The organism is Rubritalea spongiae, assembly GCF_042652385.1.
In the GTDB taxonomy this organism is placed as follows: Bacteria; Verrucomicrobiota; Verrucomicrobiia; order Verrucomicrobiales; family Akkermansiaceae; genus Rubritalea; species Rubritalea spongiae.
The window spans coordinates 1,255,926-1,282,153 of sequence record NZ_JBHSJM010000001.1 but is presented as its reverse complement, the minus strand read 5'-3'; the positions used below and the strand labels follow the sequence as shown (position 1 = coordinate 1,282,153).

The following is a 26,228-nucleotide window of genomic DNA, read 5'->3' as shown; positions in this document are numbered from 1 at the left end:
TTGAAAGTAAAGCAATGCCCCCCGTACATCAGCTGTCGAAAGTGCTAAGGTGGAAACTGGCCGTTGGGGGGATCCTTCTGCTTGCTTTACTGCCCACTGTGTATGCTGATTACTCCGACCCAGCTTTTCCTCTACCTCCGAAGGCGCAGCAACGCGTTGAGGAGGTGCCTTTTTACCGGCTCAATGATCGGATTAGGGAACTTGAAGAGAGGATAGAAAGGGAGGAGTCAATTTTAAAAGGCTTAGTTCCATTCTATCCTCAAAAGCAATTCGATGAGTTTGGCTTCCACAGTGACTATGTCCCTATTGTGAAGGGTCTTCCCTCTGAGCCATTGTGGGAAATTGATATCGATGCGGGTGTATCCAATCGCAGGATTTTGGGGATTGTGTTAGTGCCTGCGATGGATCAGCGAGCGTCAGATGTGGAAGGTTATGCCTTTCCCAAACGGTTCCGGATTTCATCTCTGGAGCCGAATGGAAAGTTGGGTAAGGTTTATGTGGACTGGACAGAGCAAGATTTCCCAGATCCAGGGATGCGGCCTGTGGTATTTCAATTTCCTTCTCAGCTCGATTTGAACCCAGCAAGTATTTCAAAAAATGGGATACGGATTGAGGTCTTTGCTGGAGAAGAGGATGAGATGGAGTTTTTTGCATTGGCTCGAGTACTGTTAGTGCGCACAAGTATGATTCATTGGCCAAGAAAAATTGGAGTGTCGTCTAGTTATGAATCGTCTCCTTACTGGAGTGCCAAGTATTTATCCTCTTCTAAATTAACACTGGGGATGCCACTTGCTGAGAAAGACGGAGATAACGGGGATTTGCGACTGGAGCTCCCTCAAGCAAAGCTTGAAGAACCGATTGTATTGCGGGTGGATTTCGATGGCAATGCGCAGCTAGGGCAGATCAATATATTTCCGGCTGAGGCACCAGGTGGTATCGATATACCTGGGTATGGATTTCCAAAGACGATGCATGTCTACCGAGTGGAAAACGCTATGAATCAGCAAGGTTTTGTCAGGCGGCGATTAGGGGAAGACCATTTATCGAGTTACCCTGGGAGTAGTTTGTTACGTCTTTTGGGAATGGGTAAAGATAGTCTTGCTCTAGAGATAGAATGTAATGACTTCCCAGTATATCAAGGAGTCCCAGTGTTTTCTTTAGGTGAGATACAGGTGATGTGGCGTGGTGAAAATATGACAGAAGGCCGCGCAGTTTCTATCGTGAGTGGGGGTGATGGAATCACTCAGGATTTATCGGGTTTAGTGGATGGGAAAGTAAATGGTAGGGGGATTTTACCTCTCACAGAATGGATTGAGCAACTTGCTGAGGCGAAGCCGCATGAAGCTCAATTGGAGCTACTAAAGGGCGAGCTTGAGATATTGCAACGTCGCCAAGCCAAGGTGGTTCGTACAGGTGTGATTGGTGTGTGTGGGCTAGCCGGACTCAGCGTGGCCGTTATTTTCATGTATATGGCGTGGAGTAAAAAGTCGGCCCAAGAGAGATTGAGAAAACAGCTAACCGCTGATTTGCATGATGATGTAGGGAGTAGTTTAGGGAGTATTTCTTTGATTGCCGAACAGTTACATGAGGGGCGAGGAAGTGATGAGATGCGCGATGAAGATTTGCATGATCTCGCACTGCTTTCTCGAGAGGCTTGGGCTTCATTGCGCGAAATTGTTTGGGTGAGTGGTGATGGAAGTATCCCTTTATCTGAATTACTTGATAAGCTTTCTGATAGAGCAGAGCGGGTGTTGGGTCATGCGTGTTTGCATGTGACTACTAATATTGACGACCCTAACTATTCAACGACTCAGGTATTCAAGCGTCAGTTGACGATGTGCTTCAAGGAGGTGGTGCACAATTGTGCGCGACACGCGCAAGCGCGTAATGTGTGGTTGGAGATGAAAACTGAAGGAAGGACATTGGTCATTTGCTTACGCGATGATGGAGTTGGGTTTGACGAGAATCGCGCATCGATGGGGATTGGAATTGGGAGTATCAAGAGGAGAGTGGAGGAGATGGAGGGAGAGGTCGAGATTCAGTCTAAGCTTGGAGTTGGGACTACGGTTTCACTGAAAATCCCTTTTAAGTCTTTGGGGAACAGAAAGAATCATTCATACCAAACATCGAATTAAGATGACACCGATAGATATATGGATAGTTGAAGATGATGCCGGCTATCGGCGCACGCTGCAGCGTTTGTTAGAGCGTGAGAGTGAAATTATCTGCAATCGCGTATTTGATTCATGTGCTCCTCTGCTTGAGGCGATAGAAAGCTCTGCTTTACCAGATCTGATTCTGATGGATTTGGGGCTGCCTGGCATGGGGGGAGTTGAAGGTATTGGGCGACTGTCTGTAGCCGCTCCTGATGTGGCAGTAGTGGTTCTGACTGTCTTTTCTGAGAAAGAAAAGGTGCTCGACGCACTAGATGCGGGAGCAGCTGGCTATTTACTGAAGTCTGCAACGCCACGTGAGATAGTACGAGGATTGAAGGAGGTTTTTGAAGGAGGGGCAGCCTTAAGTCCAGCTATTGCAAAAACTGTGATGCAGGAGGTGCGAAGCGTGAATTTAGATGATCCATTTAGTTTGTCTGAGAGAGAGGTCGAGGTGTTGTCCTTATTGGCTGATGGCTTGGCTTTAAAGCAAATTGCAGATGCATTGAGCGTGAGTAGTAATACTGTTAATTTTCATACAAAAAACCTCTACAAAAAACTCGAAGTTCAATCGCAATCAGGGGCAGTCGCAAAGGCGTTCCGTGCTGGATTGTTAAAGTAGTGGAGTGTTATACCAAATCGCATTCCAAAAGAGACAAATGATTTTTTTGAGGGCTTGAAGAATTGCGCTACGCGGAAGAAAAGTGGTGTCGGGCTCTTTGTTGATAAATCTGCGTTTCTCTTCAGTCACGATGCTCGCATCGCTTCTTCATCGAGCCTTGATTTCTTAACAAATAGCACCGCCATTCGTCTCTTTTGAATTGCGAAGTGGTATTAGCTACTTATTTAGGTAGGTATTCAAAATGATGGCACTGTGTAGTGTGTTGGTGTGATTACGAATCACTATGGCTTACGCCGAGCTTGTCGCCTTGGCTCGCCATACGAAACACCACAAAACACATAAACCTCACAGACATATGAAATATACCTATCTAGCCCTCTGTTCCTCACTGCTGATAGCTGGGGGCGCGAATGCCGCCGTTATTCTCAACAATAGCTTCGAGTCATCCTTTACCGAATGGGACGTAGTGAGTACTTCGCCCAACCTTAATACTAATGATGTCAGTCTCGGTGGAGCTACCTACAACGGGGTGAATACCGCTGCAGGAGGTAGCGCATTATTAAGTAATCGGGCTTTTGCCAATTTAAATGGAGGCGGGCAGAGTGTGACACTTACCGCATTTGTGTATCAAGATGGAGCAACGAGTAATACAGATGCGAAAGAAATTATTTCTGCTACAGATTATGAGTTTACGATGGCTATCGGTAATAAAAACGGTGGCAGTGGCTTTACTGACAATGGAAATATCAGTCTCGTTCTCGGCTATTTGGCTACAGCTAATGATATGAGCTCTTTCACCAGCTTTGCTAGTTTGAGTAAGACCGCAGCGGAATTGAAATCAGAAATTACAGAAAACACGTGGGCTGATTACACAGTGAATGGAACAGTTTTAGAGACTGATGATGCCTTTGGGAAACAGCTCGCAGTTCAGTTCACCACCAGCCGCTCTAATTCGGGAGTGAGTGGGAATAACCAGACTAGCTTCGATTATGCACGAGTGGCAGCTGTTCCTGAGCCCTCAACATCAGCAATGCTCGGATTGCTCGGTCTAGGAGCACTCATGCGACGCCGTCGCTAGTTGTCGTTTATGACCGTGATTTTTCTTCAATAAATAAGAAAGCCCTACATTGCTCATGTCGGGCTTTCTCATCTTGCATCGTTTTATGTAAGCTAGCTGAGCTTGCTTACGTATTATGATAGCTTGAACGCAGTAGTCAGCAGTGCATCACATCCCTTAATGGACTTACCCATCAGAGGCGTAGGTGTGTTGCTTCTATAAATCATTTTTTCTTTGTATGTTACGATTCTATTCTCTCTCCGTCTCATTCAGCATCATCTTGCTTCATAGTACTCTTATGGCTGCAAAGCCCAATGTGGTCCTCTTTTTCATCGATGACTTGGGATGGGCGGACATTGGAGTGAATGGTTCTACTTTTCATGAGACTCCCCATATTGATGCTTTGGCGAAGAGTGGGGTGAATTTTACCCATTCGTATTCGGCTCACCCAGTGTGTTCGCCGACTCGTGCGGCCTTGATGACGGGGAAGGCTCCGCAGCGTGTGGGGATTACTCAGTGGATTCCGACGAATGCGAAGGTGGCACTCCCACTTTCGGAAGTGACGATTGGGGAAGCGTTTCAAGATGCTGGGTATAGGACGGGTTACATTGGCAAATGGCATCTGGGTAAGGCGGATGACGTGCAGCCACAACATCAGGGGTTTGACTACACTGTTGCGGTGAATCGCGCTGGGCAGCCTGCGTCGTTTTTCTATCCCTTTGGAAAAAGGAAAGGCGGATCGAGTGTGCCAGATTTAGAAAATTACAAGAAGGGGGATTACCTCACCGACGCGCTGACAGATTTGGCGATTGATTTCATCGACCAGAAAAGCTCTGAGCCATTTTTCCTCTGTCTTTCGCACTATGCCGTGCACACCCCGATTCAAGCGCCGGCGGACTTAGTGAAAAAGTACCAAGCGAAGAAGGAGAAAATGTATGGAGCGGGAAAGGCTGAGTTGCTCGAGGAAAGGTACGGGACGATGTCGACTGCGCGCCAAGAGGATCCAGCTTATGCAGCGATGATGGAGAATCTCGATACGAATATTGGACGCGTGATGGAAGCGCTGAAAGCCAGTGGTCAGTTAGAAAATACCATTGTGGTGTTTAGCTCTGACAATGGAGGCCTGGCGCATCGTAAACAGACGGGCGGACCGACGAGTAATCTACCACTGCGCTCAGGGAAGGCGTGGACGTATGAAGGTGGAATTCGAATCCCTACGATCATTAGCTGGGAAGGCAAGATTGCACCGCAGGAGAGTAAGACTCCGGTGATTACGATGGATATATATCCCACTTTGCTCGAACTGTGTGGCTTGAACGCGCGGCCTGAACAGCACCTCGATGGACTCTCTCTGAAGAAAGTGTTAGAGGGAGAGTCGGATGCGGCTCTGGACAGACCTTTCCTCGCTTGGACTTACCCTCACGTGCACGGCGGCGGGCACAAGCCGTCGGCTGCGATTCAGATGAAGGGGTGGAAATTGATCAAATTTAGCGATGGGAAGACGTACGAGTTGTACAAGCTCACGGATGATCTAGGTGAAAAATCGGATCTGTCCGATCAGAATCCTGAGCGGGTGCGTGAGATGGATGCGCTTTTAGAAAAGTGGATTTCAGACACGACACCAAAATCAACGAAGTAAACGATGTACCGGTCGAAGCTCTTTCTCTGTTTTTTTCTCATTGCCTGTGGAGTGAATGCCGCTGAGCGGCTCAATGTGATCAATATCATGGTCGATGATATGGGGTATTCTGATCTGATGTGCATGGGTGGAGAGATTGAGACTCCGCATATCGACAGTTTGGCAAAGGGGGGGATTCTTTTTACCAATTATCGCACCTACCCTAAGTGTTTTCCGACTCGTGATGCGATCATGACTGGGATGGATTCACCACCTGTGAGAACCGTGGAGGATGGGATCACGATCGGCGAAGCATTGCTGCCGGCTGGGTACAATACCTACTTTGTTGGGAAGACACACGGGGCGGTGATGGATAATTTTTCTATCGTTCCGAAGCGTGGGTTCGAGCGGAGCTTTGGCAACGAGGACGGTGGGAACTACTGGGATCCCACGCTGAAGCAAACGATGTTAGACGGTAAACCGTGGCAGACTGATGCGCCTTTTTACAAGACAGATGTGCACACGGATTTCGCGATTCAGTTTCTGAAAGAGCACAATACGGAAAAGCCATTTTTTATGCACTTGGCCTACCATGCTCCGCACTATCCGATTCAGGCGAAGGAAGAAGACATTGAGAAGTACGTGGGTAAATTCATGGCTGGACCTGCAGCGTTGCGCTCGGTGCGGTTTGCTAGAATGCAGGAACTTGGGCTGATTGATCAAGGGACTGAGCTTTCGCCGATGTTAAAAGGCATGGATCTGGAGTGGGAGAAACTCAGTGAGGAAAAGAAGGTGTTTTATGATCGGGTGATGGCGGGATACTGCGCGATGATCGACAATGTGGATCAAAATATTGGGCGCGTGCTCCAACAGTTAGATGCGATGGGGGTGCGCGAGAATACGGTCATCTTTTTCTCATCTGACAATGGAGGCTGTCCCGAGGGAGGAAAAGGGATGTGGCCAGGTCACAAAGCGTCGCGCTTTGGCAAAAAATACGACAGCAAGGCGCCATTTGGCTCGAAGGAAACCCATTGGCAGGTGGGGCCAGCGTGGACGAACTATAGCAACACGCCTCTGCGCAAGTGGAAGAATTTTTGTCACGAAGGTGGGCTGTCAGTGCCGTTTATCGTGAATGCGCCGTCGCTGATTAAGGAGGGTGGGAAGCTCAGTGAGGAGCCGATCATGGTGATGGATGTGCTGCCGACTATTTTGGATCTCACTGGTGTGTCGTATCCAGAGGAATTTAATGGAAGGAAGATCAAGCCGATGCGAGGCGTTTCGCTGGTGCCTATTTTTGAGGGAGAGAGCACGGATCTTAGCCGACCAATGCATTTCTTTTATCGCGATACCACTGCCTATATCGAGTATCCTTGGAAGATTGTTTCAACGAACAACAAGAAGTTTGAACTCTACAATCTGGAGGACGATCGCAGCGAGTTGAACGACCTAGCGACTCAGCAGCCCGAGAGGCTGGATCGATTGATGCAAGCGATGCTGGAGTATCGTGGCATGCCGCTTAGTGGTGCAGAGAAAAAAGGGAAGAAGTGAAACGATGATGAGAGGAATACGGAAAATAGTACAATGCCTGTTGGTGGTTAGCCTGACTCAGTCATTGAATGCAGAAGAGAAGACGCCGAATGTGGTGTTTTTTCTCGTCGATGACTTGGGTTGGAAGGATCTTAGTTGTTTTGGAGCGGAGCTTTACGAGACGCCAAATATCGACAAGCTCTGCGCTGAGGGGATACGTTTTCCTCAGGCTTATACGTCAGCGGCGATTTGTTCTCCAGCTCGAGTCACCGCTCTGACGGGGAGACATAGTCTCAAGCTGGGAATGTGGAATCACCATCATACCTTGCCGAAGGGGCAGAAGATTTTACCGCATTTTTTAAAGGAAGCAGGCTACCAGACGTGGCATGTTGGGAAATGGCATATTGGCAACGAGAAACAGAAAACGATGCCGACGGATCTCGGCTTCGATGTGAATATTGGTGGTTGGACTGCGTGGGGGCCGGGTTCGTACTTTTGGCCGTATAATTGGAAGCCCAATGGCAAGAGTCCGAAACGCACCAGTGTGCCGATGTTGAAGGAAGGTGGGGAAGAAGGTGAATATCTCACGGATCGTTTGACTGAGGAAACATTCGAATTGATCGATCAGCGCGATGTCGAGAAACCGTTCTATCTCAATTTTTGGTACTACACGGTGCATAACAAGAAGGAGGCAAAGCCTGAAGTCATTGAGAAATATGAAAAGAAGATCGCTGAACTTGGTATGAAAGAAACTTTTCGAGTCGATCCCAAGACTGGCTCAAAGCTCTTGAGCAGCGAGACGAATGCACTGTACGCGGCAATGATCGAGTCGCTTGATGATTCCGTCGGGCGCGTGGTCGCGAAGTTGAAAGAGATTGGTGAGTATGAGAATACCTTGATCGTTTTCTTCTCCGACAATGGATCGACTACCGATGATGTGCCTTGTGCGCCATTGAATGGAGGGAAGAATTCGACCTATGAGGCAGGGGTTCGCGTACCGGCATTTATGGTTTGGAATGGTCACATCAAGCCGGGTACAGAATACGAGAAGCCTATTTTCATCGGCGATGTGTTCAACACGGTGATGGATGGGACGCAGCAGCAGATCCCTGCGGGTCATCCGACTGATGGCACGTCTTTGCTGCCGGTGTTCGCTGGGAAGGATTTGGAACCGAGGAAGTTTTATTGGTATTTTCCAGATAGTCGGCCTCATTGGGGGCAGCGGGCGAATGCGGCGATGTTCGATGAAAAGACGGGTATGAAATACCTGATGTTTTTTACCGGCGACGAAGATGAGCTCTACAATATCACGGAAGACCTTGGTGAAACCACGAATCTTGCAGCGCAAAAGCCAGAAGTGGTGGAAGCCATGCAGCAGCAGCTCAAGAGCTTCGTGAAAACGTATTACCCTAGCTTACCGAAGCCACCGGGTAAGTTTAAGGTGAAGACTGCAGCGCGGTTAGGGCTTTAGTTCAGTTGTATTCTGGAGATTGCAGATTTGGGACATCTCGTTAACGAAGGCGGGGAATCAGCCAGAGGGTTGGTTCGAGTATGCGTACGTGTATTTCAACTGGTTTGAGGTAATCAGTTGGTGCGTGCTAGCTACCTACATTGGGTGGCGTTTTATAAGGTCGTTTTCGCTAAGCGCGTTCGCAAGGATTTTCGAGGGTTCCCACAGCAGGACGCGGAGAAGATTCTGAATGTGGTCCGAGCCTTAGCTGCTGAGCCATATCCTGGCGGTTCTAAAAAGTGGAAAGACGAAGAGCTGATTGTGATGGTGGTCAAAGTGGGATACAGAAAGGATGTACGCTATTGAAACAAAACACCCGCACAGCGAACTGGGCGGGTGTTGATTGTTTGAGTTGTTAGACGCAGCTAGATCTATGCGGCGCTCTTTTTCTTTTTGAGGATTGGCTCTTTTTTACCTTCGACGACTTCGCGCGTGATGGTGACGCTTTCGATGTCTTCGCGGCTTGGGACGTCGTACATGACATTGAGCATAAGTCCTTCAACGATGGAGCGGAGTGCGCGTGCGCCTGTGCCGCGGCGCACCGCTTCTTCAGCGAGGGCGGTGAGGCCGTCTTCAGTGATGTCGAGTTTGACATCGTTCATACTGAGGAGCTTTTGGTACTGCTTGACCATGGCGTTTTTCGGCTCGGTGAGAATTTTGACAAGTTCTTTTTCGTCGAGCTTACGTAGAGCAGAGAATACTGGGAGACGACCGATGAATTCGGGGATGAGTCCGAAGTGAAGGAGGTCTTCAGGCTGAACTTTAGTGAGGAGTTCGCGGTCTTCTTGGTTGCTCGCGTCTTCTTCAGAGACTTTGAAGCCGAGTGTGCGTTTGCCGAGACGGTTACGCACGAGGTCTTCCATGCCGACAAATGCACCGCCAACGATGAAGAGAATCTTCTCGGTGTTTACCTGAATGTACTCTTGTTGTGGGTGCTTACGACCTCCTTGTGGCGGGACGTTACAGATGGTGCCTTCGAGAATTTTTAGGAGAGCCTGCTGGACGCCTTCACCTGAGACGTCGCGAGTAATGGAGACGTTTTCGGTTTTGCGGCCGATTTTATCAATTTCATCGACGTAGATGATGCCGCGCTGGGCGCGTTCGACATCGCCGTCTGCAGACTGGAGGAGGCGTAGGATGATGTTTTCTACGTCTTCACCGACATAACCAGCTTCTGTCAGTGTGGTGGCATCGACGATTGAAAATGGAACGTCAAGCACGCGAGCGAGTGTGCGAGCGAGGAGTGTTTTACCCGAACCTGTGGGCCCAAGCATGAGGATGTTTGATTTCTCGATCTCTACGCCTTGGAGTTCTGGATCGTGTGGGTGATCATGCTGGCGGAGGCGCTGGTAGTGATTATAGACCGCTACAGAGAGTGTCTTTTTGGCGTGTTCTTGGCCGACAATGTACTCATCGAGTCGCGCGCAGATTTGAGCAGGTGTGAGGATGTCAGGAGCTGGCGTTTGAGGCGCGTTGATGTCGGTAGGCGAGTTCGCGTATTTAGTGACTCCATTGAGTTCCTTTTGAAGAATAGTGGAGCAGACATCGATACATTCGTCACAAATGTAGACGCCGGGGCCTGCGATGAGTTTTTTTACCTCTGAGTGGCTTTTACCACAGAAAGAGCAGAGTGTGAGATTGGTTGAACGTGCCATAATTAGGGTTCAGAAAATCTTTGGATTTTTTGAGGATGTTAAATGTTGAGTGTGAAATTTGGATGAATTTGAGCGAGCTTGTAGAGGGCTGGGCGTTCTGTCGCTTGTCTATGGAGTTTGCACCCATTTGTAGGGGCGCGCAAGGAGTATTAGCGTCAGCGGTTGCTTGCTGTGTTTATAGCAAATCGCACTCCAAAAGAGACGAATGATTTTTTTGGAGGCTTGAAGAATTGCGCTACGCGAAAGAAAAGTGGTGTCGGGTACTTTGTCGATAACTCAGCGTTTCTCTTCAGTCACGATGTTACAAAAAATCCCGCTCGCGGTGAAGCTGAGCGGGATTTTGCAAAGAGTGTGACAGCGTACTATTTCTTTTTGTCGTCAGGGGTGTTGCTGACTTCGAGTACTTTATCGACGAGGCCGTATTTGACTGCATCTTCAGCAGACATGTAGTTGTCACGGTCGGCATCTTTTTCCAGCTGCTTGGCAGTTTTGCCAGTGTGCTTAGCGAGGATGTTGTTGAGACGAGACTTGAGGCCGTACATGAATTCGACTGTGCGCTCTACATCGGATGCCGTGCCTTGCGCTCCGCCAGAAACCTGGTGGATCATCACGTGTGAGTTCGGAAGGCAGAAGCGCTTTCCTTTAGTTCCCGCTGTAAGGAGTACTGAGCCCATGGAGGCGCAGATACCGATACAGTAGGTGTTTACATCACAAGTGAGGAACTGCATGGTGTCATACATCGCGAGTCCCGCGGTGACGGAGCCACCAGGAGAGTTGATGTAGACGTGGATGTCCTTCTTAGGATCCTGCATTTGCAGGAAGAGCATTTGAGCGATGACAGCGTTTGCTACGTGGTCATCGATCGCAGTGCCGATGAAGATGATGCGGTCCTTGAGCAGGCGTGAATAGATATCATACCCGCGTTCACCACGGCCATCTTGTTCGATGACCGTAGGGATTGGGTAATAGTTGGCCTGCGGGGCCATTGGATTGGAATTTTGAGAATTAAGCATCGGTGTTTTCTTCGGTAACATTTTCTGTTGTACCGCTAACCTTTGCGTTCTCTACCAAAAAGTCAATAGTCTTGCCGATGAGGACAGAGTTTCTAACATTTTGGATGGCATTCGCTTTCTGAAGTTCCTTGATGTACTTCTTAGGTTCTTTGTTTTCTTGCTGAGCCATTTGGTAGATGCGCTGAAGGACGTCTTGGTCTTCGACTTTGATCTCTTCTTTGAAGGCGATCTCTTGGAGAATGAAGTTTGTCTTGAGGTTGATGCGTGCTTGTTTTGCTGCATTTTCTTCAAGTTCTTCTTTCTGTGACTCGAGCATTTCTTGAGTCATGCCTTGTTGCATTGCGCGTTGAGCCATGCCTTGGATGTTGCCCTGAGTTTCAGCGGCGACGAGTTCTTCAGGAAGTTCAAAATCGACAGCGGTATTGAGTTGTTCAACGATTTGGTTGACCTTAGCGTCTTCAGAAGCGCGTGTTTTCTCTTGAGTGAGTTGCTCCTTGATTACGTCCTTGAGCTCTTCGAGGCCTTTTTCAGGGAGAAGCTTGCCAGCAAACTCGTCGTTAAGTTCAGGAAGTTCTTGAAGCTTGATTTCTTTGATAGTGACAGAGAATACGATATCTGCACCGCGTACTTCAGAGATAGGGAAGTCTTCTCCGATAGTGACGGTGACGTCCTTGCTGTCGCCTACATTGAGACCTTTAAGTTGTGGGCCGAATTTAGGTAGGAAGGAATCTTCTTCGATCTTTACCCAGTGACCTTCACGGCCTTCGAGGAAGCCTGCTGGTTTGCCGATTGCTTCTGCTACTGGCTTGCCGTCGAGAGCTGCGGTGAAGTCAACTACTGCGAAGTCGCCGTCTTCGAGGGCGCGGTCGGTGACTTCCTTGAAGTCAGCAAAACGCTGTTGGAGTTCTGCGAGGCTGTTGTCGACGTCTTCGTCAGTTACTTCAGTAGAAGGAACTTCGATTTCGAGACCTTTGTATTCAGGAAGTTCGAACTCAGGAGCAAGCATGACAGATGTTTCGAATGTGAAGGCACCGTCTTCTTTGAACTCAGGAGTTTGTGGAGCCTGCACGTTGAGCACTTTAAGCTCTTCTTGTTTGATTGCTGATTGGCAACCCTCTTGAACGAGGCGGTTGGTGAGCTCTTCTTTGATTTCTGTTTCGAAACGCTTTTCGACGACTTTCACAGGAGCTTTGCCTTTACGGAAACCTGGAATATTTGCTTGGCCTACGTATGCCTTAACAATGTTTTGGCGCTCGGAAGCTACCTTGTCAGCTGGCACTTCAACGTTCACTGTTGCAGCGCATGTGTTCTTTTCTACTGTGATGTTCATGACGAAATTGGTTCGATAAATTGGATCAATCCTCGTGCGGGACTGCGTAAGTCCTTCAGCACGGGGGCGGGAAACTAGGCAAGTTTTAGTTAAAGGTCAAAGCTGAAAAACCGGATCGGCAGTTCAGACGCACTTTTTTAGTGAATTCCAAGGTAAATGTTGGTTGAGAGGTATTTCAGAGGGGGGAGAATTTTAAGCGGCAGGATTTTACACTCTCTTTTTGTTGGAGGCTAAGGTACATGATCGTAATGAAGAAATTACAGGTAGCCTCGTTCTCTAGCTTATGCCTACTTTTTAGTGTGGTTGGTGTGAAAGCTAAGAAGGTGGATTTGAGCAATGCTGAAGGGAAAGTAATCACGGTTAATTTGATTTCCTCAACAGAGAGCGATGTAAAAGTGAGGCTTCTGTCTGGAGCTCGCAAGGTGATGACGATTCCCCTTAGTTCTTTAAGTGATGAATCTCAAACTCTGATTGCCGAATGGAAAGCAGATGGTGGAGGGTTATCGACCGATTTTGATGTGGATGTGAAGGTTAGTAAGGATATCGAGAAGCCTAAGACCACCAACAATAATACAAAGAAAAATAAGAACAGGAATGGCAATAAGTCGAAGCCTGCTCAACCTGTCAAAAACACTCTACAGCTGACAGTCACGGTTACTAACGACGATAATAACATTCCCACCGCCGCAGCCGACATGAAGGTGATTGCTATTGGTCGATCTATGGAGAAGAGTAGCAACTATTTCATTTTGGATATTCAAAAAGAAAGTGTTCCAGAGCTTTCGGGACGGGAAAGCACGGAATTCGAGATGCCTGCTATCAACTTTACTTATGTCGATGGGAACAAGGAGAATAGTTCAGGAGCGCGCTATGTTGGTTACGCTGTGTTGATTCTCGATGCGGAAGGTGAGGTGATCGGTGGAAAGTCTGTCCCTTCTAGCCTCTACGATAGAAATCTCGAAAATTTGGCTGCTGTGTCTAAAGGCCAATTGTACAAGAGTGATATGAGCCTATCTGATTAAAGGAACCTATGTCTTTTTGAGACTATGATGAGCGTGCTCGCATGGCGAATGTGGTTAGCTGTCGTACTCTGAGTGAGTAGCGAGCTTGGAATATTTGGGCTCGGAGAGATTTATTCATGAAGTTTGATGATAAAATCTGTTAGTTTAGGATGGTTTTCTAACTAGTTTTTAGTTAGCGTGCGGACCAAATTAGAAGAGGTTTCATAACGCGGCCTCTTTGATTTTTGGAAAATGAAAATAAATACATTATGACGACTTCAAATGCTAACTTTGCTTCACCTGTCGCTTTCTCGGTAAGGAGTCAGGCGTATGGTTCTCACTCTCCTGCACTTTTGATTATTGGAGCGGGATCTTCAGCTATCACCTATAAAGCTCCATCAGCACCGCAATCGGGACTATGGTTCGCGGTGATAGACCGGACGACATTAGAGATGCCTCTCTCCATTATTCATGCTGATAATACGACCGTACCTTCAGCTATTCAGCCCTACCTCGATGACAAGTACATTTTAGTAGTGGCATCGGTTAGTTTGAGCATGCTTGATACTCCACAGGGAGAGCTGTTTAAATTTTTAGATAAGTATGGTGCAGGCAGGGGATTACGGAGAATGATTAATATCGCAACTCAATTTGGCTGCGGTTCTTATGGCTTTATGAGTTATACATTAGTCAACACGCTCTTTCCTCCCGAAGGTCAAGGTCCTGCAGTTGGTTTTGAAAGGGTAGATACAGAAATGAATGTATCAGCTTTATTGACTATCGAGTTACGAGATATCGATGTCTCAGAAGCTGGAAAGCTTTGGACTCCAACATCACTGAGTGATTAATTTGGAATGAGTCTTCCGCGCATGCTTGTGCTGGGCTGGGCTTCCGAGGGTACAGGATTCACTCGCGTCCTAAAGGAAGTACTAGGTCCGCTCACAGAGTATTTTGAGATTCACCAAGTCGGTATTGGTTATCACGGCCCTCAGCTTGATGGAGCGTGGTCACTTTACCCGTGCGACTCCGACGGGAGCGACATGTATGGTGTTTTCGCAGCGGAGGCTTTGATCGAACGCTTGGCTCCAGATGTGGTGTTCCTATTACACGACATCTGGATGTTTGAGTACTATTTTAGAATTTTGAAGCCAGATCAGCAGGCGTTTCGCACGGTGGTGTATTTTCCGTTGGATGGCCTGATAGACGATGTGCGCATCGCAGAGCCTTTGCTGAAAGCTGATACGCTTGTCACCTATACCCAGCGAGCTGCAGATGAGACAACACGGGCGTTGCATGCTGTAGCGCGTCGTGGGGAAGTGGTGTCAGAAGTACATGTGATTGCACATGGAGTCGATACACGCAGTTTCTATCCTTTGGCTGCGGAGGGAAAAAATGTGGCTATCAAGCGAGAGGTTTTTCCCAGTCTGCAAGACGTAGAAGAGGCCTTTGTTGTGTTAAATGCGAGTCGGCCGGATGTGCGTAAGCGTCTGGATATCACGCTGAAGGGTTTTGCTCTTTTTGCCGAGGGTAAGCCAGCAGGAGTGAAGCTTTGTCTGCATCATGCTAAATCGAACGATCAAGTGCAGAGGGAATTGCGAGAGCTTGCCCTTAGCTTAGGGATAGCGGATAGAATTTTATGGAGTCCTCTTTCTGCTGATGTCGAACCTCTGAGTGATGTGGAGCTTAACCGCCTCTACAATGCCTGTGATGTGGGTCTGAATACCTCAAGCGGTGAGGGCTGGGGCTTGGTGTCTTGCGAACATGCCGCTACAGGAAAGCCGCAGGTGGTTCCCGATCATAGTGCGTGTTCTGAAATCTGGCAGGGGGCTGCGGAGTTGGTCGAGCCGATTGGTTTCAGAGTGCCAAATTATTCTCCCTTAAAAATGGCTGAGCTCTCAGCTGAGGGAGTCGCGGCTGCTTTAGAGGTCATTTACCAAGATCCAGAGTATTGTCATACGCTTGGTGAAGCTGGGCGTGCTAGGATGAAAACTCCTGAGTGGCAATGGCCGGCAATCGCTGAAAAGTGGCGACAGCTTTTGCTTCAGTAAAGGGGTGGTAGTCCCACCGCGAATCGAACGCGGATCTAGATTCAGGGATGCTCGATTTTGAAATGAAGAGTTGAAGGTTCAGCGTTCTTAAACAGAAAAGAGAATGGAGCCGGGAAGCCCCTTTTTATCGTTTTTCTGATATTATAGACAAAGCTGTTATTGGCACTGTGCTCAGCGCGTTGCTTTACTTCTTAGCTCAAAGCTTCTCTATCAGAGACGCTTTCAGTTTCACGGCTTGATGTATAGACAGGATCTTGCTTGCTGATGACAGCAACGGTAACGCTATTACGATAAGGGGTGGCTTTAGGCAGCCTCGCTTGGGCTTATTCTTTGACATAGGTGGCTTCTAAGGTCTTTTTATAATGTGGTCATTTGGGCCAAGTCGCTTGTGACCATATAAGGTCATATGTGAAAAGTGACCCTGAAAGAGAGCAAGTGAAAGCCATTTGTATGGCTCTGAAGGCAGAACGTGAACGTCAGGGCATTTCTCAACAACGTCTGAGTGAAATGGCAGGGGTTAGTCGTACAGGTCTACGGCATGTGGAAAGTTTGGATACAAACCCAACGTTGTACTCCCTTTTGAAAATAGCACGGGCGCTATCAATCAATTTGAGTGATAGCTTCAAATCATAGATTTGAGGCTTATTTTAGAGTTGCTGTGAGTTTTTGCATGACTGGTGTCTGAATAATAGAACTCTCAAAACTGTTCATGTATGAATGTATTATTGACTCTGCATAGCCTCCATAAAGGTCTTCATTAGCTTGATATATTTTATTGACCAGTTCGATTGAGAGAGATGTTTGATTGGTTTTACACGCTTTCAGTAATTTAGTTACGAGTCGTAGTCTTGACTCTCCGGCTAGTTGAGCGCTTACTTTGTCAAAGGATGTTATATCTGATTTATCTAGTCGCGAACTATATACTTTGAGAATTAAATATGATAAGTTTTCTTCTAGTTCATCGGTGGCATGCATTTGTGGTATTTCTCTGTTAAGTGAAGCGAAGATATCTTTGTCCCCAATAAGGCAGGATGACAGTAGCAATAGGCCTTTTTTATGTGGATGCTTTATCCAAGATTCCAACACCCATTTAGTGAACTCATTATTTGCAAACCAACTAGCTAACCCATTTTTATGGTCAATGTGGTCTCGACCTAGGCAATCAAAGAAATCGATCCATGGAAGGTGGTCACCCTTGATATTAATTGGATTAATTTCAAATGAAGTAACAGACCAATCTCTTAGAGGAAGAATTTTTTCTTTAACAAATGACGGCGATAACTCGTGTAAGTTACCAGCTTTTCGAATAGCCAATACTACTGTCAAAGCTGACTTTTTAAGTGCTTCTGTAGGGGGGGCTTGAGTCTTTAGTAATGTTAAGAAGTGTTTTATATATAACTCTAGGCCTTCTTGACTGTTGTCTCCATGACCTATTCTTATGGTGTGTGCTATATAAAAAATATTGTCATTAGATGGTTGTTGAAGCTCATTTTTAATGTCGAAATTAGCGCACTCCCATCTATCGTTCATTAGATCTGTATCGAGTGCATATTCTAAGTTGGCCGATACACATGCGGCTACAGTCCAAGGCATGAAAAAAGACAAACTTTTTTTAATATGTTCAGGTGGGTTTAAGCTCCTGAATTTAAGATAGGATTTAGACAGATTATCCGAAGTCGGATCTGTAAGGTAATCAATAAAGCAAATTATAAATTTCCATTCTTCATGAGCATTTTCTAGACCATAACTCTTTAGGATTTCTAGTTCCTGTTGCCTCTCTTTTGAGGGGAGGTCTACTAAGCCTAGCTGAAAAGAAGTAGGATCAGAAGCAATAAATACCATGTCACTATCGTCAAACAGATAGATTATGGACTTTAAGAAAGGGCTGCCACTCGAGATCCGCTCGATGACTCTGATAGAAACAAATTTAGCGTTTTGACCTATGGTCGAGTTGAGTATCAAGTCCTCAATAAGTTTGATAACAATAGGATTGAATTGTTTAGAGTGGTCGGAATTCAACCATCTACTTAATAAGAAGGACTGATCTTCTATAGAATTAGGCCAATTTTGTTTAAGTGTGTCATTTGCCCATTCTATATCCCTATTTGTTAGTTCAATGAGTAATAGCCAAGCAGATAGTGATTTAGATATCATACGAGAATTTATTTTCTCGAGTATAGCTTTTTTAAAAACCTCCTTACTGTCGTCTGTGTACCCATCAGCTAGGCTTGTATAGTATTTCGATGTTGGAAATGCGGGTATGTCCAATACTTCAAGGGCTGTTTTTGATAATGATTTAGTCGCCTGAGGAGAATTGTTGCTAAGATTATTTACTAGTATATCAATGGCAATTTTTGAACCGACTTTACTAATTTCATTGTGAGAATGAGCGTTGCAGTCTTCACAAAAAGATCGGATTAAGTCCCTATATTCGTACTTTGAGGGGTCTGAGAAGAAACGACCTATACAAAATAATAATGTGTTTCTCCAGTAAGATGAATGTGAAATGGTGTGTAAAATTTTAATTATCTCACTTGAGTCTCTGTTGGTAATATGGGCAGCAGCCATGTACTCTTGTAGTGAGCGAACAGGAAAGCCTATTTTGTTTGCTGTTCTTTTAGTTAAAAATACCAGTCTAAGTCGCGAGGCATCACAAATTTCTCTGACCAGATTGTGTATTTCACCCTCTGAAACTTCATTTTCCTTGAGGCATTGAGTTATGAGTTGCTGAAATTCTGCGGTTTCTAGTTCAGATGTTGTACCTCCTTCAGATTCTCCTCGGTGTTGAAGTATGACTCCGGAGCGGTGATGGAGAGTATCAATTTCTGTTCTCCGCTCACTTATTATTTTACCATAATTGGAAACAGATTTTTGAAGCTCTCGAGAATAGATGGTATTATAGTATTCATTGAATAATCTCCATCTACTATTACTTGGTTTACCACTAGCTGCCACAATGGTTACCATGAAAGTAACCTGAAGAGGAGAAATCATTAATTTCGCCACTAGCGGAGTTTTTAATGCTCCTTTAATTATGGCTAGAGTTTTCTCTTGCTCTGTTTTCCTATTTGGTTGACGTATTCTAATATAGTTTTTTGCGCATTCCTCAGCTTTTTCTGCACCAAGGTGTTGTAGCTTTAGTTCAGCTAATATGTCATCGTTGAATTCACCCTCATAACCTTCTTCGCGTGAACTTGCGATGACCATAAGATCGATGTCACAAGCTCTACAATCATCAGTAAATTCTTGAATCAACTTAATAACTTCTGCACGGTTACTTGAGGTGGGAACTTCATCAAGGCCATCTAATATTAGGACCCATCTACCCTGCTGCAGCAGTTTGATGAAATCAGAATGGGGGCATTTTAAGTCTGAATTGATATATGACTGCAGATATATGGATAAACTAGATGTTGTAGGATCTTTATCTGCTAATTTCTTAGCAAATTCATTTAATTCGACCACAAGTGGGAAACGCGGGTTATTGGGGAGTGAGAGGTCTTTTTTTCTTAATGAGTTTTGTATACCCTTAATAATGGATCGAACCTGATAGTTTAGGGTCGCAGGTTCGACTTGTGATAAAATTGCAGCACGGTGAGTTTGCGCGAAAAATTGTCCAAATGTTGATTTACCTGAACCTGGACCTCCAAGAAATAAGAAGTTAGAACAATTCTCAAGGTTGTTTTTCCTTTGTGCTTCATCATCAAGGCCTTGGTAGAGAGTCTTTGGATTTAACCTTTTTTCTGAAAGGTGCAGTATTTTTTCAAAACCAAGAAAAGTATTTTCTTCAGAATTTGAATCTACTGGTAAATCCACAAATACATCAGCAAGGTTTATTTGGGCTTCTGTTCTATCACCTGCTTGTCCAATTTTTGAATTACGGCATTCTTGTATGTTGACCGTTGCACACTTCTGGAGTAACTGGTCATAGTCGTGGCCTTCAGGTAATCTTTTCACCAGTTGATGTAGGAAGTCACCGTGTGTGAAAAAATCTGTATATTTGTTGCGTATGCTTTCAGAGTTACCAATTAAGGCGATTAACTGTATGGCGTCCCATATGGCGTATCCTTTTAAGGATGAGTTTTCTTTATAGTCTTCTAGAACTGCTGTGACTCGGTCTTTACCGCCATTTATTGCTGAGCTTAATTCAACATTCGTAACGTAAATAAAGTAATCGGGTTTTGGTTGGCGGTTGCCTTTAGTTTTCCATAGTTCAAGTTCATTTTTTAACTGCTTTTCAGCCCAATTTTGGTCAATTTGGGTACTTTCTGATTTTTCTTTAAATTTGGCTTGAATAACTCCATATCCGTCCCAATTGAGATATTTTGTCGGACCCTCAAAGATAGCTTCTCTACCGCCATCGGGCCCGTTCCCGAAAACTTTTACATGAGAACCGATTACTTCTAGACTTATCTCTCTGGCTAATTGCTCAAAGGTGGTGGAGTTGAACGAAGAAAAGTTTTGCATCACGATAATGGGTTTTAATAAAAGTGCTATAATGAAAGTTTACGAGTTTTTAGTATTGCCTACGCCTATGTAAATATTATGTCTCCAGTCTGTTTCACTTTTTCGTGGCGAAAACGGGAGAATTGGAGCGAATGGAGGAAAACGACAATTTTCTTCATTTGGGAGGTTTTCCTATATTATCTATAGGTTTGGTGGTTTTTGGGTTGGTAGTCCCACCGCGAATCGAACGCGGATCCTCGGCTCCGGAAACCGATGTGTTATCCATTACACCATGGGACCATTGTGCCCGAGCGTTGCTCGGGAGGGAAAAGTGGTGAGGAAAAAGGAGAAAGGCTTTTCCTGAACACCGCTTAGTTAGGAGGGAGTAAGGCGGGTTTGAGGCCGCCTTACAACCTCAAAATGTGCTAGATTTTCTTAAATGCCTTAGACATGGCATCGAGGGTGTCATCGATGTCGCCTGCGGAGTGGGCTAGGGAGATGAAGTTAGTTTCGTAAGGGCTTGGACCTAAGTAGACTCCGTCATCGAGTAGTGCCCAGAAGAAGCGTTTGAAGGCGTCCATGTCGGCGCCATTGACATCGCTGACATTCCACATTTCTTTATCGGTGAAGAAGAGGCAGAACATAGAGCCCGCGCGGTGGAAGGTGAAGTCGAGGCCATGGTCTTTCAGTAGTCCTTTGATTCCCGCTTCGAGTTGAGCGCCTTTGTTTTCGAGCTGGGTATAGCCATCGGCATCTTCAAGTGCCTGGAGCTGGGCAAGGCCTGCGGCGAGGGCGAGCGGGTTGCCTGAAAGCGTGCCGGCTTGGTAGACGGGCCCGATGGGTGCGACACAGTCCATGATGTCTGAGCGTCCACCGAAGGCACCGACAGGTAATCCACCGCCAATGACTTTGCCCATACAAGTGAGGTCCGGTGTGATACCGACGAGCTCTTGCACGCCGCCTTTAGCGAGGCGGAAGCCGGTCATGACTTCATCAAAGATAAGGACAGTTCCGTGTTTGGTAGTGATGTCACGAAGGAACTGGAGGTAGCCCTCGCGCGGGAACACAAAACCAGCATTGGCAGGGAAGGGCTCGAGGATGATGGCTGCGATTTCGTCACCGATCGAGTCGAAGACGGTTTGGATGGCTTCAAAATCGTTGTAGGGCAGGACGATGGTTTGGTTTGAAAAGTCTTTAGGGACACCGGCGGAGTCGGGCTCGCCGTGGGTGAGAGCGCCAGAACCTGCAGCGACGAGAAGGTGGTCAACGTGGCCGTGGTAGCAGCCGTCGAATTTGATGATTTTGTCGCGTCCGGTGAAGCCGCGTGCGAGGCGGATCGCGGACATCGTGGCTTCCGTACCGGAATTGGTCATGCGTACTTTTTCGACAGAGGGTACCCAATCGACAATTTTTTGCGCCATTTGGATTTCCCACGGGCATGGGGTGCCAAATGAGACACCGTCTTTCGCGACTTCGTGGATCGTTTGGGTAATTGTGATAGGTGCGTGTCCAAGAATCGCTGGTCCCCAGGTGCCGACGTAATCGATATAGGTTTTATCGTCTACATCAGTGATGCGAGATCCTGCAGCGCGGCGGACGAAGAACGGGTCACCGTCGACATTTTTAAATGCGCGGACGGGTGAGTTGACGCCTCCAGGAATGACTGTTTTTGCTTTAGCGAAAAGTTTTTGGGAAAGTGGACCTACCATTGTTCTATTCTTTTATAAAATGTGAGAGGGGTTGTGCTGAGGTCTTTTCTCAGAAATTCTGGTAGGGATCGATCTTATTTTTGAATCAATGGGGAGACGATTTACGCGGAAGATCGAGTTTGTCGTGAGAGAAAATCTAGGGCATAGTGTGAGAATGAGGATGTATCTGTTAATTCTGTTACTGATGGTGAGCCCTGTCTATGCCTCTAATTTAGATAAGGACGCTGAAGTTGTTTCACTGGAGGGTGAGAAGATCGAGCTGTTAGTAGTGGAGCCAGCGACTGTGTTTGCCACAAAGAAGGGTGGAAGGCGTCTGGGGGTGTATCCCATTGATACTAAACTGCAACTCTTGGGCATGACTGATAAGGGGTATAAGGTCAAAGGGCAGGCGACACATAGCTTGGTGACTGGTTGGGTTTCTCCCTCGAAATTAGCAGCGAAAGATCCCAAATTTATTGAGAATTTAAAGAAGCATTACGAGCGGGAAATGCAGATTCGGGAGTTGATTGCGAATAGCGAGGTAGCGATTGGGATGACGGCTGCTGAGGTGGCGCAGGCGATCGGTGAACCAACAAAGAAGGAGAGCAAGCAGACCAAAGATGGGATGACTGGAACGTGGGAGTACTCTAAGGGGCGCGAGCGAAAAATGTATACCAACACGGTGGATCCGAGTACGGGTCAAGTGTATCGTAAGTTTTCACATATTGTGTATGAGGAGACGGAGAAACTGACGATCGAGTTTGAGGACGATGTGGTGAGCAGCATTGCAAGTATGGAGAATGCGGGAGTGCCGAATGTGAAGGTGATTGTTCCTCCAGTGATTTTTGGTTATTATTAGAGCGATGCGAAAAGTCTACGAGGATCAAGATATGACGATGGTGGGGTACTATCGTACGGTGTTAGAGGAGGATGGAATTCAGACTTTAGTGAAGAATGAGTACGCGCAGCTAGCTGCTGGCGAGGTGCCATTTACTCAGGTGTATCCAGAAATTTGGGTGCAGAATGACGAAGATTATGAAAGGTCTGTAGAGCTGATTCGCAGTTTGCGTGATGAGAATGGCGATGAGGAAAGAGGGGCTGTTAATTATAAACGTCCGATTGGGATGCAGTTAGTGATTTGGATGGGGACGTTTGTGGTTGTGGCTCTACTGGTTTGGGCGTTTTGTGGTTTTGTCCAATTTTTGGTGAGTTAGGTTCTTCGATGCCGCGAAAGGCTCGGGATTGTCAAAAGGCCTGAGAGATGGAAAATTTACCACGAATTTAGCAAATCTCACGAATGAGGTGCTAGTCTTGTAGTAGGTCTGGACGATTTTGTTGGGTACGCTCGAGGGCTTTTTGTTTTTTCCACTCGGCGATTTTTTTGTGATTTCCGGAGAGGAGGACGTCTGGAACGGACATGTCGCGGAAGGTGTTAGGCTTAGTATAGGCGGGAGCTTCTAGGAGGTTTGGGTCAGAGAATGATTCCTCTTGGTGGGAGCGTTCGTCGCCCAGGGCGCCTGGGATAAGTCTGACGATGGCATCGGTCACGACGGCGGCGGCAATGGCGCCATTGGTGAGGACATAGTCACCGATAGAGATTTCTTCATCGACGAGGGTGTCGATGACGCGGTGGTCGACGCCTTCGTAGTGGCCACAGAGGATGATTAAATGTTCGGCTGTGGAGTAGCTTTGGGCCGTGGCTTGTTTGAAGGGTTTTCCTTGGGGGGTCATGAGGAGGACTTTGCTGTTAGCGGATTGGAGTTCTTCGATAGCGGCAAAGATAGGTTCTGGCTTGAGTAGCATGCCTTGACCGCCACCACAGAGGTATTCATCGGTTTTACGGTGCTTTCCAGTCGCCCAGTCGCGTAGATTGTGTGCGTAGATTTCGACGAGTTCCTTTTCGCGGGCGCGCTTGATGATGCTTTCACTGAGCGGGGCGAGAGCGATTTCGGGAAAGAGCGTGAGGATGTCGATGCGCATGTGCGGGAGAGTGAAGTTTCCAGTTGGAAGTTTCAAGTGTGGAGGTTACGGCAGGGGAGCAATGCAGAATGTTACGATTTACACAGATGGATCATCGAGGGGGAATCCAGGGCCAGGAGGCTATGGAGCTGTGTTGATAGCAGGAAAGCACAAGAAGGAGCTTTCTGGTGGATTTGCGAAGACGACGAATAACCGGATGGAGCTGATGGCGGCTATTGTGGCACTAGAGGCTCTGAAAAAACCGTGTGCGGTTGAGCTGGTTTCGGATTCGAAATATGTGATTGATGCTATGCGACTTGGGTGGATTCATGGTTGGAAGAAAAAGGGCTGGTCACGTGGGCCGAACAAGCCGCTGAAAAACGCCGAACTCTGGCAACGGCTAGAGAAAGCGGCTGCATCACACCAGATGACTTGGACCTGGGTCAAAGGGCATGCGGGAAACCCTATGAATGAACGCTGTGACGAACTCGCCTTTGGCTGTGCTGAAGGCGATAACTTGCCAGTGGATGAAGGTTTTAAGGAAGGTGCGTAGGCTGAAAGGTCTAAATTATTTACGCTCGTTGACTTTGCCGCGTAGCAGTGGGTGGCCTGGTTTGGCTTTGGTAATAAAAGGAGCTCGAAGGTAGGTCGGGGCAGGCGGTGTGTTTCTGAGTACGGCTTGATCTTCAGGGCTGAGCATGTGCCATGCTAGAATGTGTTTTTCAGCTGTGGGCTGTTCTAATGGGATGCTAGATCCGTCCGCAAACTGTATGTTTGAGTCTAGGGTGAAAATGCTTCGGGATTCTTGAGTAAGTTTCGCGTCGAAGTCTTCACGAGACATCAGTTTTGGTTCTTGTGGGAGAGACGTCTTTGGGACTTCAGCAATAAAAAAAGAGCCACGTCGGGCGTCGCCGACGGCGATGGCTTCGCGTTTGTCTAGAAAGGTATTAGTCGCCAGAAATGATGACTGGCCGACGACATCACAAGCATGTGCGGCGGCAATGCCTTGAGCCGCTGCGATGGAAATTCTGGAGCCAGAATAGGAACCGGGGCCTGTACCTATAATGATGAGATCGAGTTTCTCTCCATCGGGAAGCAATTCTAACAATTGTTGCAGAGGAGGGAAGAGAAGTTGGTTTTGTTGGCGGTGGCTTTCAAAATTTTTTGAGGTGCATGGGGCATCGCCAATGGATAGGGCGATGCTCGCAGCGGTGACGCTGGTTTCGATGGCAAGTATATTAGGCACAGTAAACAGTTCTTTGAATAATATTCATGCCGCGGATGTAGAATCTTTTGAGATCTGATGGATTCGCTCTTGAATCTAGCTGCGGCTATGTTTTTCTCTTTCGCGTCAGCTGATTAATATCCTAGTTAGTTGAAAAATTTTCACCAGAATAGTTATGAGCGATTACGCAAAAGGTTTAGAAGGAGTAGTAGCGAATGAGTCAGCCTTGTCAAAGGTTGAAGGTCTCGCAGGTAAGTTGTCCTATCTCGGGTACAATATTGATGATCTTGTTGAGAATTGTAGCTTTGAAGAAGTCACGTTTCTTCTTCACAACGGCCGTCTTCCTAACGCTGAAGAGTTAGCACAGTTTGAAACAAAGCTTCGCAACGATCGTGAGCTTCCTGAGCAGCTCATTACTTTCCTCAAAACGCTTCCAGTAGACGCGACACCAATGGACGTACTTCGTACGGCGGTTTCAATGCTCGGTATTTTTGACAAGCGTGCTGAGATCGGTGAGCCAAACCACGAAGTGAACCGCGAGGTTGCTCTTTCACTGGTAGCAAAGACTCCTGTGATCGTGGCATACTATCACCTTGCTCGTCAGGGCAAAGAGCTTCCAGCAGTTCGTACAGACCTTTCTGAAGCAGCGCATTTCCTTTACCTCATCAATGGAGAAGTCCCATCTGATGCGGAAGCTCGCACGCTCGATATCGGATACATTCTTCACGCCGACCACGGCATGAATGCTTCTACATTCTCAGCGCGTGTAACTATCGCGACTCTTTCCGATCTCTACTCTGCAATGACTTCTGCGATCGGTACTCTCAAGGGGCCACTTCACGGTGGTGCGAATGAAGGTGTGATCAAGATGCTTGAAGAAATTGGCAGCGAAGATGCAGTAGATGCTTTTGTTGAAGATTGTCTAGTGAACAAGAAAAAGATCATGGGTATCGGTCACCGCGTATACAAGGTGCTCGATCCACGTGCTCCACACCTTCAGAAAATGGCAATCAAACTTACTGAAGAGCTTGGCGAGTCCAAGTGGATCAACATGTCTGAGCGCATTGCGACGATCATGCGCGAGCGCAAGGGACTCAATGCAAATGTGGATTTCTACTCCGCGACTGTGTATTATTCGCTTGGTATTCCAACAGATCTCTTCACGCCAATTTTCGCGATTGCGCGTATGTCAGGCTGGACTGCACAGGTGCTTGAGCAACTTCAAGACAGCCGCCTCTACCGTCCGCTTACCAAATACGTAGGGCCAGAAACGACAGTTCCTGTTCCACCAATCAGCGAGCGCTAAGAGATCAAATCGAGGAATTTAGTACTCCGATTTAGCAATTTTCAACACCCCATTCCTAGCTTAGGAATGG

General features: G+C 46.9%; 22 protein-coding genes and 1 tRNA gene. 15 read left to right on the top strand and 8 right to left on the bottom strand.

The genetic code is table 11. The features are described 5' to 3' along the window. Positions 1-98 precede the first annotated feature (98 nt). From ACFPK9_RS05895 to ACFPK9_RS05865, 7 genes are all read left to right on the top strand, one after another. The gene (locus tag ACFPK9_RS05895) at positions 99-2,135 is read left to right on the top strand and encodes a sensor histidine kinase (RefSeq protein ID WP_377093898.1); all 2,037 of its coding nucleotides are present in this window, start codon (positions 99-101) and stop codon (positions 2,133-2,135) included. 1 nt (position 2,136) lies between these two features. Continuing rightward, a complete protein-coding gene (locus ACFPK9_RS05890) occupies positions 2,137-2,775 on the top strand; it encodes a response regulator (protein ID WP_377093897.1) in 639 nt (212 codons plus the stop codon). Positions 2,776-3,130: 355 nt separating this feature from the next. Then, positions 3,131-3,853 carry a PEP-CTERM sorting domain-containing protein gene (locus ACFPK9_RS05885; RefSeq protein ID WP_377093896.1) on the top strand — a complete coding sequence of 241 codons (723 nt, stop codon included), beginning with the start codon at positions 3,131-3,133 and terminating at the stop codon, positions 3,851-3,853. 277 nt (positions 3,854-4,130) lie between these two features. After that, positions 4,131-5,471, top strand: coding sequence for a sulfatase (locus tag ACFPK9_RS05880; RefSeq protein ID WP_377093895.1), 1,341 nt, complete (start codon positions 4,131-4,133; stop codon positions 5,469-5,471). 3 nt (positions 5,472-5,474) lie between these two features. Beyond that, a complete protein-coding gene (locus ACFPK9_RS05875; protein WP_377093894.1) occupies positions 5,475-6,998 on the top strand; it encodes a sulfatase-like hydrolase/transferase in 1,524 nt (507 codons plus the stop codon). 4 nt (positions 6,999-7,002) lie between these two features. Then, positions 7,003-8,448, top strand: a complete 1,446-nt coding sequence (locus ACFPK9_RS05870; protein WP_377093893.1) for a sulfatase — start codon at positions 7,003-7,005, stop codon at positions 8,446-8,448. Between the two features lie 120 nt (positions 8,449-8,568). Further along, positions 8,569-8,793: a type II toxin-antitoxin system RelE family toxin gene (locus ACFPK9_RS05865; protein ID WP_377093892.1), complete on the top strand. Its 225-nt coding sequence runs from the start codon at positions 8,569-8,571 to the stop codon at positions 8,791-8,793. A gap of 65 nt (positions 8,794-8,858) precedes the next feature. On the opposite strand, the gene clpX is transcribed toward ACFPK9_RS05865, so the two are convergent. The 3 genes from clpX to tig all read right to left on the bottom strand — a co-directional run bounded on the left by clpX (position 8,859) and on the right by tig (position 12,485). Continuing rightward, on the bottom strand, positions 8,859-10,142 hold the full coding sequence (gene clpX / locus ACFPK9_RS05860) for an ATP-dependent Clp protease ATP-binding subunit ClpX (RefSeq protein ID WP_377093891.1): 1,284 nt from the start codon (positions 10,140-10,142) through the stop codon (positions 8,859-8,861). 362 nt (positions 10,143-10,504) lie between these two features. Continuing rightward, a complete protein-coding gene (locus tag ACFPK9_RS05855; RefSeq protein WP_377096567.1) occupies positions 10,505-11,155 on the bottom strand; it encodes an ATP-dependent Clp protease proteolytic subunit in 651 nt (216 codons plus the stop codon). Beyond that, positions 11,148-12,485: a trigger factor gene (tig, locus tag ACFPK9_RS05850; RefSeq protein WP_377093890.1), complete on the bottom strand. Its 1,338-nt coding sequence runs from the start codon at positions 12,483-12,485 to the stop codon at positions 11,148-11,150. The genes ACFPK9_RS05855 and tig overlap by 8 nt, the downstream gene beginning before the upstream one ends. A gap of 248 nt (positions 12,486-12,733) precedes the next feature. On the opposite strand from tig, the gene ACFPK9_RS05845 reads away from it, so the two are divergent. The 4 genes from ACFPK9_RS05845 to ACFPK9_RS05830 all read left to right on the top strand — a co-directional run bounded on the left by ACFPK9_RS05845 (position 12,734) and on the right by ACFPK9_RS05830 (position 16,167). Further along, a complete protein-coding gene (locus ACFPK9_RS05845) occupies positions 12,734-13,507 on the top strand; it encodes a hypothetical protein (RefSeq protein ID WP_377093889.1) in 774 nt (257 codons plus the stop codon). A gap of 248 nt (positions 13,508-13,755) precedes the next feature. Beyond that, a complete protein-coding gene (locus ACFPK9_RS05840; protein WP_377093888.1) occupies positions 13,756-14,334 on the top strand; it encodes a hypothetical protein in 579 nt (192 codons plus the stop codon). A 6-nt stretch (positions 14,335-14,340) separates the two neighbouring features. Next, the gene (locus tag ACFPK9_RS05835; RefSeq protein WP_377093887.1) at positions 14,341-15,534 is read left to right on the top strand and encodes a glycosyltransferase; all 1,194 of its coding nucleotides are present in this window, start codon (positions 14,341-14,343) and stop codon (positions 15,532-15,534) included. 450 nt (positions 15,535-15,984) lie between these two features. Then, complete coding sequence (locus ACFPK9_RS05830) at positions 15,985-16,167, top strand: helix-turn-helix transcriptional regulator (RefSeq protein ID WP_377093886.1); 183 nt, start codon at positions 15,985-15,987, stop codon at positions 16,165-16,167. Positions 16,168-16,176: 9 nt separating this feature from the next. Here the strand turns inward: ACFPK9_RS05830 and ACFPK9_RS05825 are convergent, their stop codons facing one another. The 3 genes from ACFPK9_RS05825 to hemL all read right to left on the bottom strand — a co-directional run bounded on the left by ACFPK9_RS05825 (position 16,177) and on the right by hemL (position 21,689). Further along, the gene (locus ACFPK9_RS05825; RefSeq protein WP_377093885.1) at positions 16,177-20,001 is read right to left on the bottom strand and encodes an NACHT domain-containing protein; all 3,825 of its coding nucleotides are present in this window, start codon (positions 19,999-20,001) and stop codon (positions 16,177-16,179) included. Positions 20,002-20,205: 204 nt separating this feature from the next. Next, positions 20,206-20,280: transfer RNA gene (locus ACFPK9_RS05820), tRNA-Arg, on the bottom strand. Positions 20,281-20,405: 125 nt separating this feature from the next. Next, positions 20,406-21,689 carry a glutamate-1-semialdehyde 2,1-aminomutase gene (gene hemL, locus ACFPK9_RS05815; RefSeq protein ID WP_377093884.1) on the bottom strand — a complete coding sequence of 428 codons (1,284 nt, stop codon included), beginning with the start codon at positions 21,687-21,689 and terminating at the stop codon, positions 20,406-20,408. Between the two features lie 160 nt (positions 21,690-21,849). Between hemL and ACFPK9_RS05810 the strand changes: the two genes are divergently transcribed. Further along, on the top strand, positions 21,850-22,527 hold the full coding sequence (locus ACFPK9_RS05810) for a hypothetical protein (RefSeq protein WP_377093883.1): 678 nt from the start codon (positions 21,850-21,852) through the stop codon (positions 22,525-22,527). Between the two features lie 4 nt (positions 22,528-22,531). After that, positions 22,532-22,882, top strand: a complete 351-nt coding sequence (locus ACFPK9_RS05805; protein WP_377093882.1) for a putative signal transducing protein — start codon at positions 22,532-22,534, stop codon at positions 22,880-22,882. Between the two features lie 91 nt (positions 22,883-22,973). Here ACFPK9_RS05805 and trmD read toward each other — a convergent pair whose 3' ends face one another. Beyond that, on the bottom strand, positions 22,974-23,684 hold the full coding sequence (gene trmD / locus ACFPK9_RS05800) for a tRNA (guanosine(37)-N1)-methyltransferase TrmD (RefSeq protein ID WP_377093881.1): 711 nt from the start codon (positions 23,682-23,684) through the stop codon (positions 22,974-22,976). 25 nt (positions 23,685-23,709) lie between these two features. On the opposite strand from trmD, the gene rnhA reads away from it, so the two are divergent. Continuing rightward, positions 23,710-24,180: a ribonuclease HI gene (gene rnhA, locus ACFPK9_RS05795; protein WP_377093880.1), complete on the top strand. Its 471-nt coding sequence runs from the start codon at positions 23,710-23,712 to the stop codon at positions 24,178-24,180. Positions 24,181-24,195: 15 nt separating this feature from the next. Here rnhA and tsaB read toward each other — a convergent pair whose 3' ends face one another. Beyond that, the gene (gene tsaB / locus ACFPK9_RS05790) at positions 24,196-24,873 is read right to left on the bottom strand and encodes a tRNA (adenosine(37)-N6)-threonylcarbamoyltransferase complex dimerization subunit type 1 TsaB (RefSeq protein ID WP_377093879.1); all 678 of its coding nucleotides are present in this window, start codon (positions 24,871-24,873) and stop codon (positions 24,196-24,198) included. 154 nt (positions 24,874-25,027) lie between these two features. Here tsaB and ACFPK9_RS05785 point away from each other — a divergent pair, with 154 nt between their 5' ends. After that, complete coding sequence (locus ACFPK9_RS05785; RefSeq protein WP_377093878.1) at positions 25,028-26,158, top strand: citrate/2-methylcitrate synthase; 1,131 nt, start codon at positions 25,028-25,030, stop codon at positions 26,156-26,158. Positions 26,159-26,228: the final 70 nt, after the last annotated feature.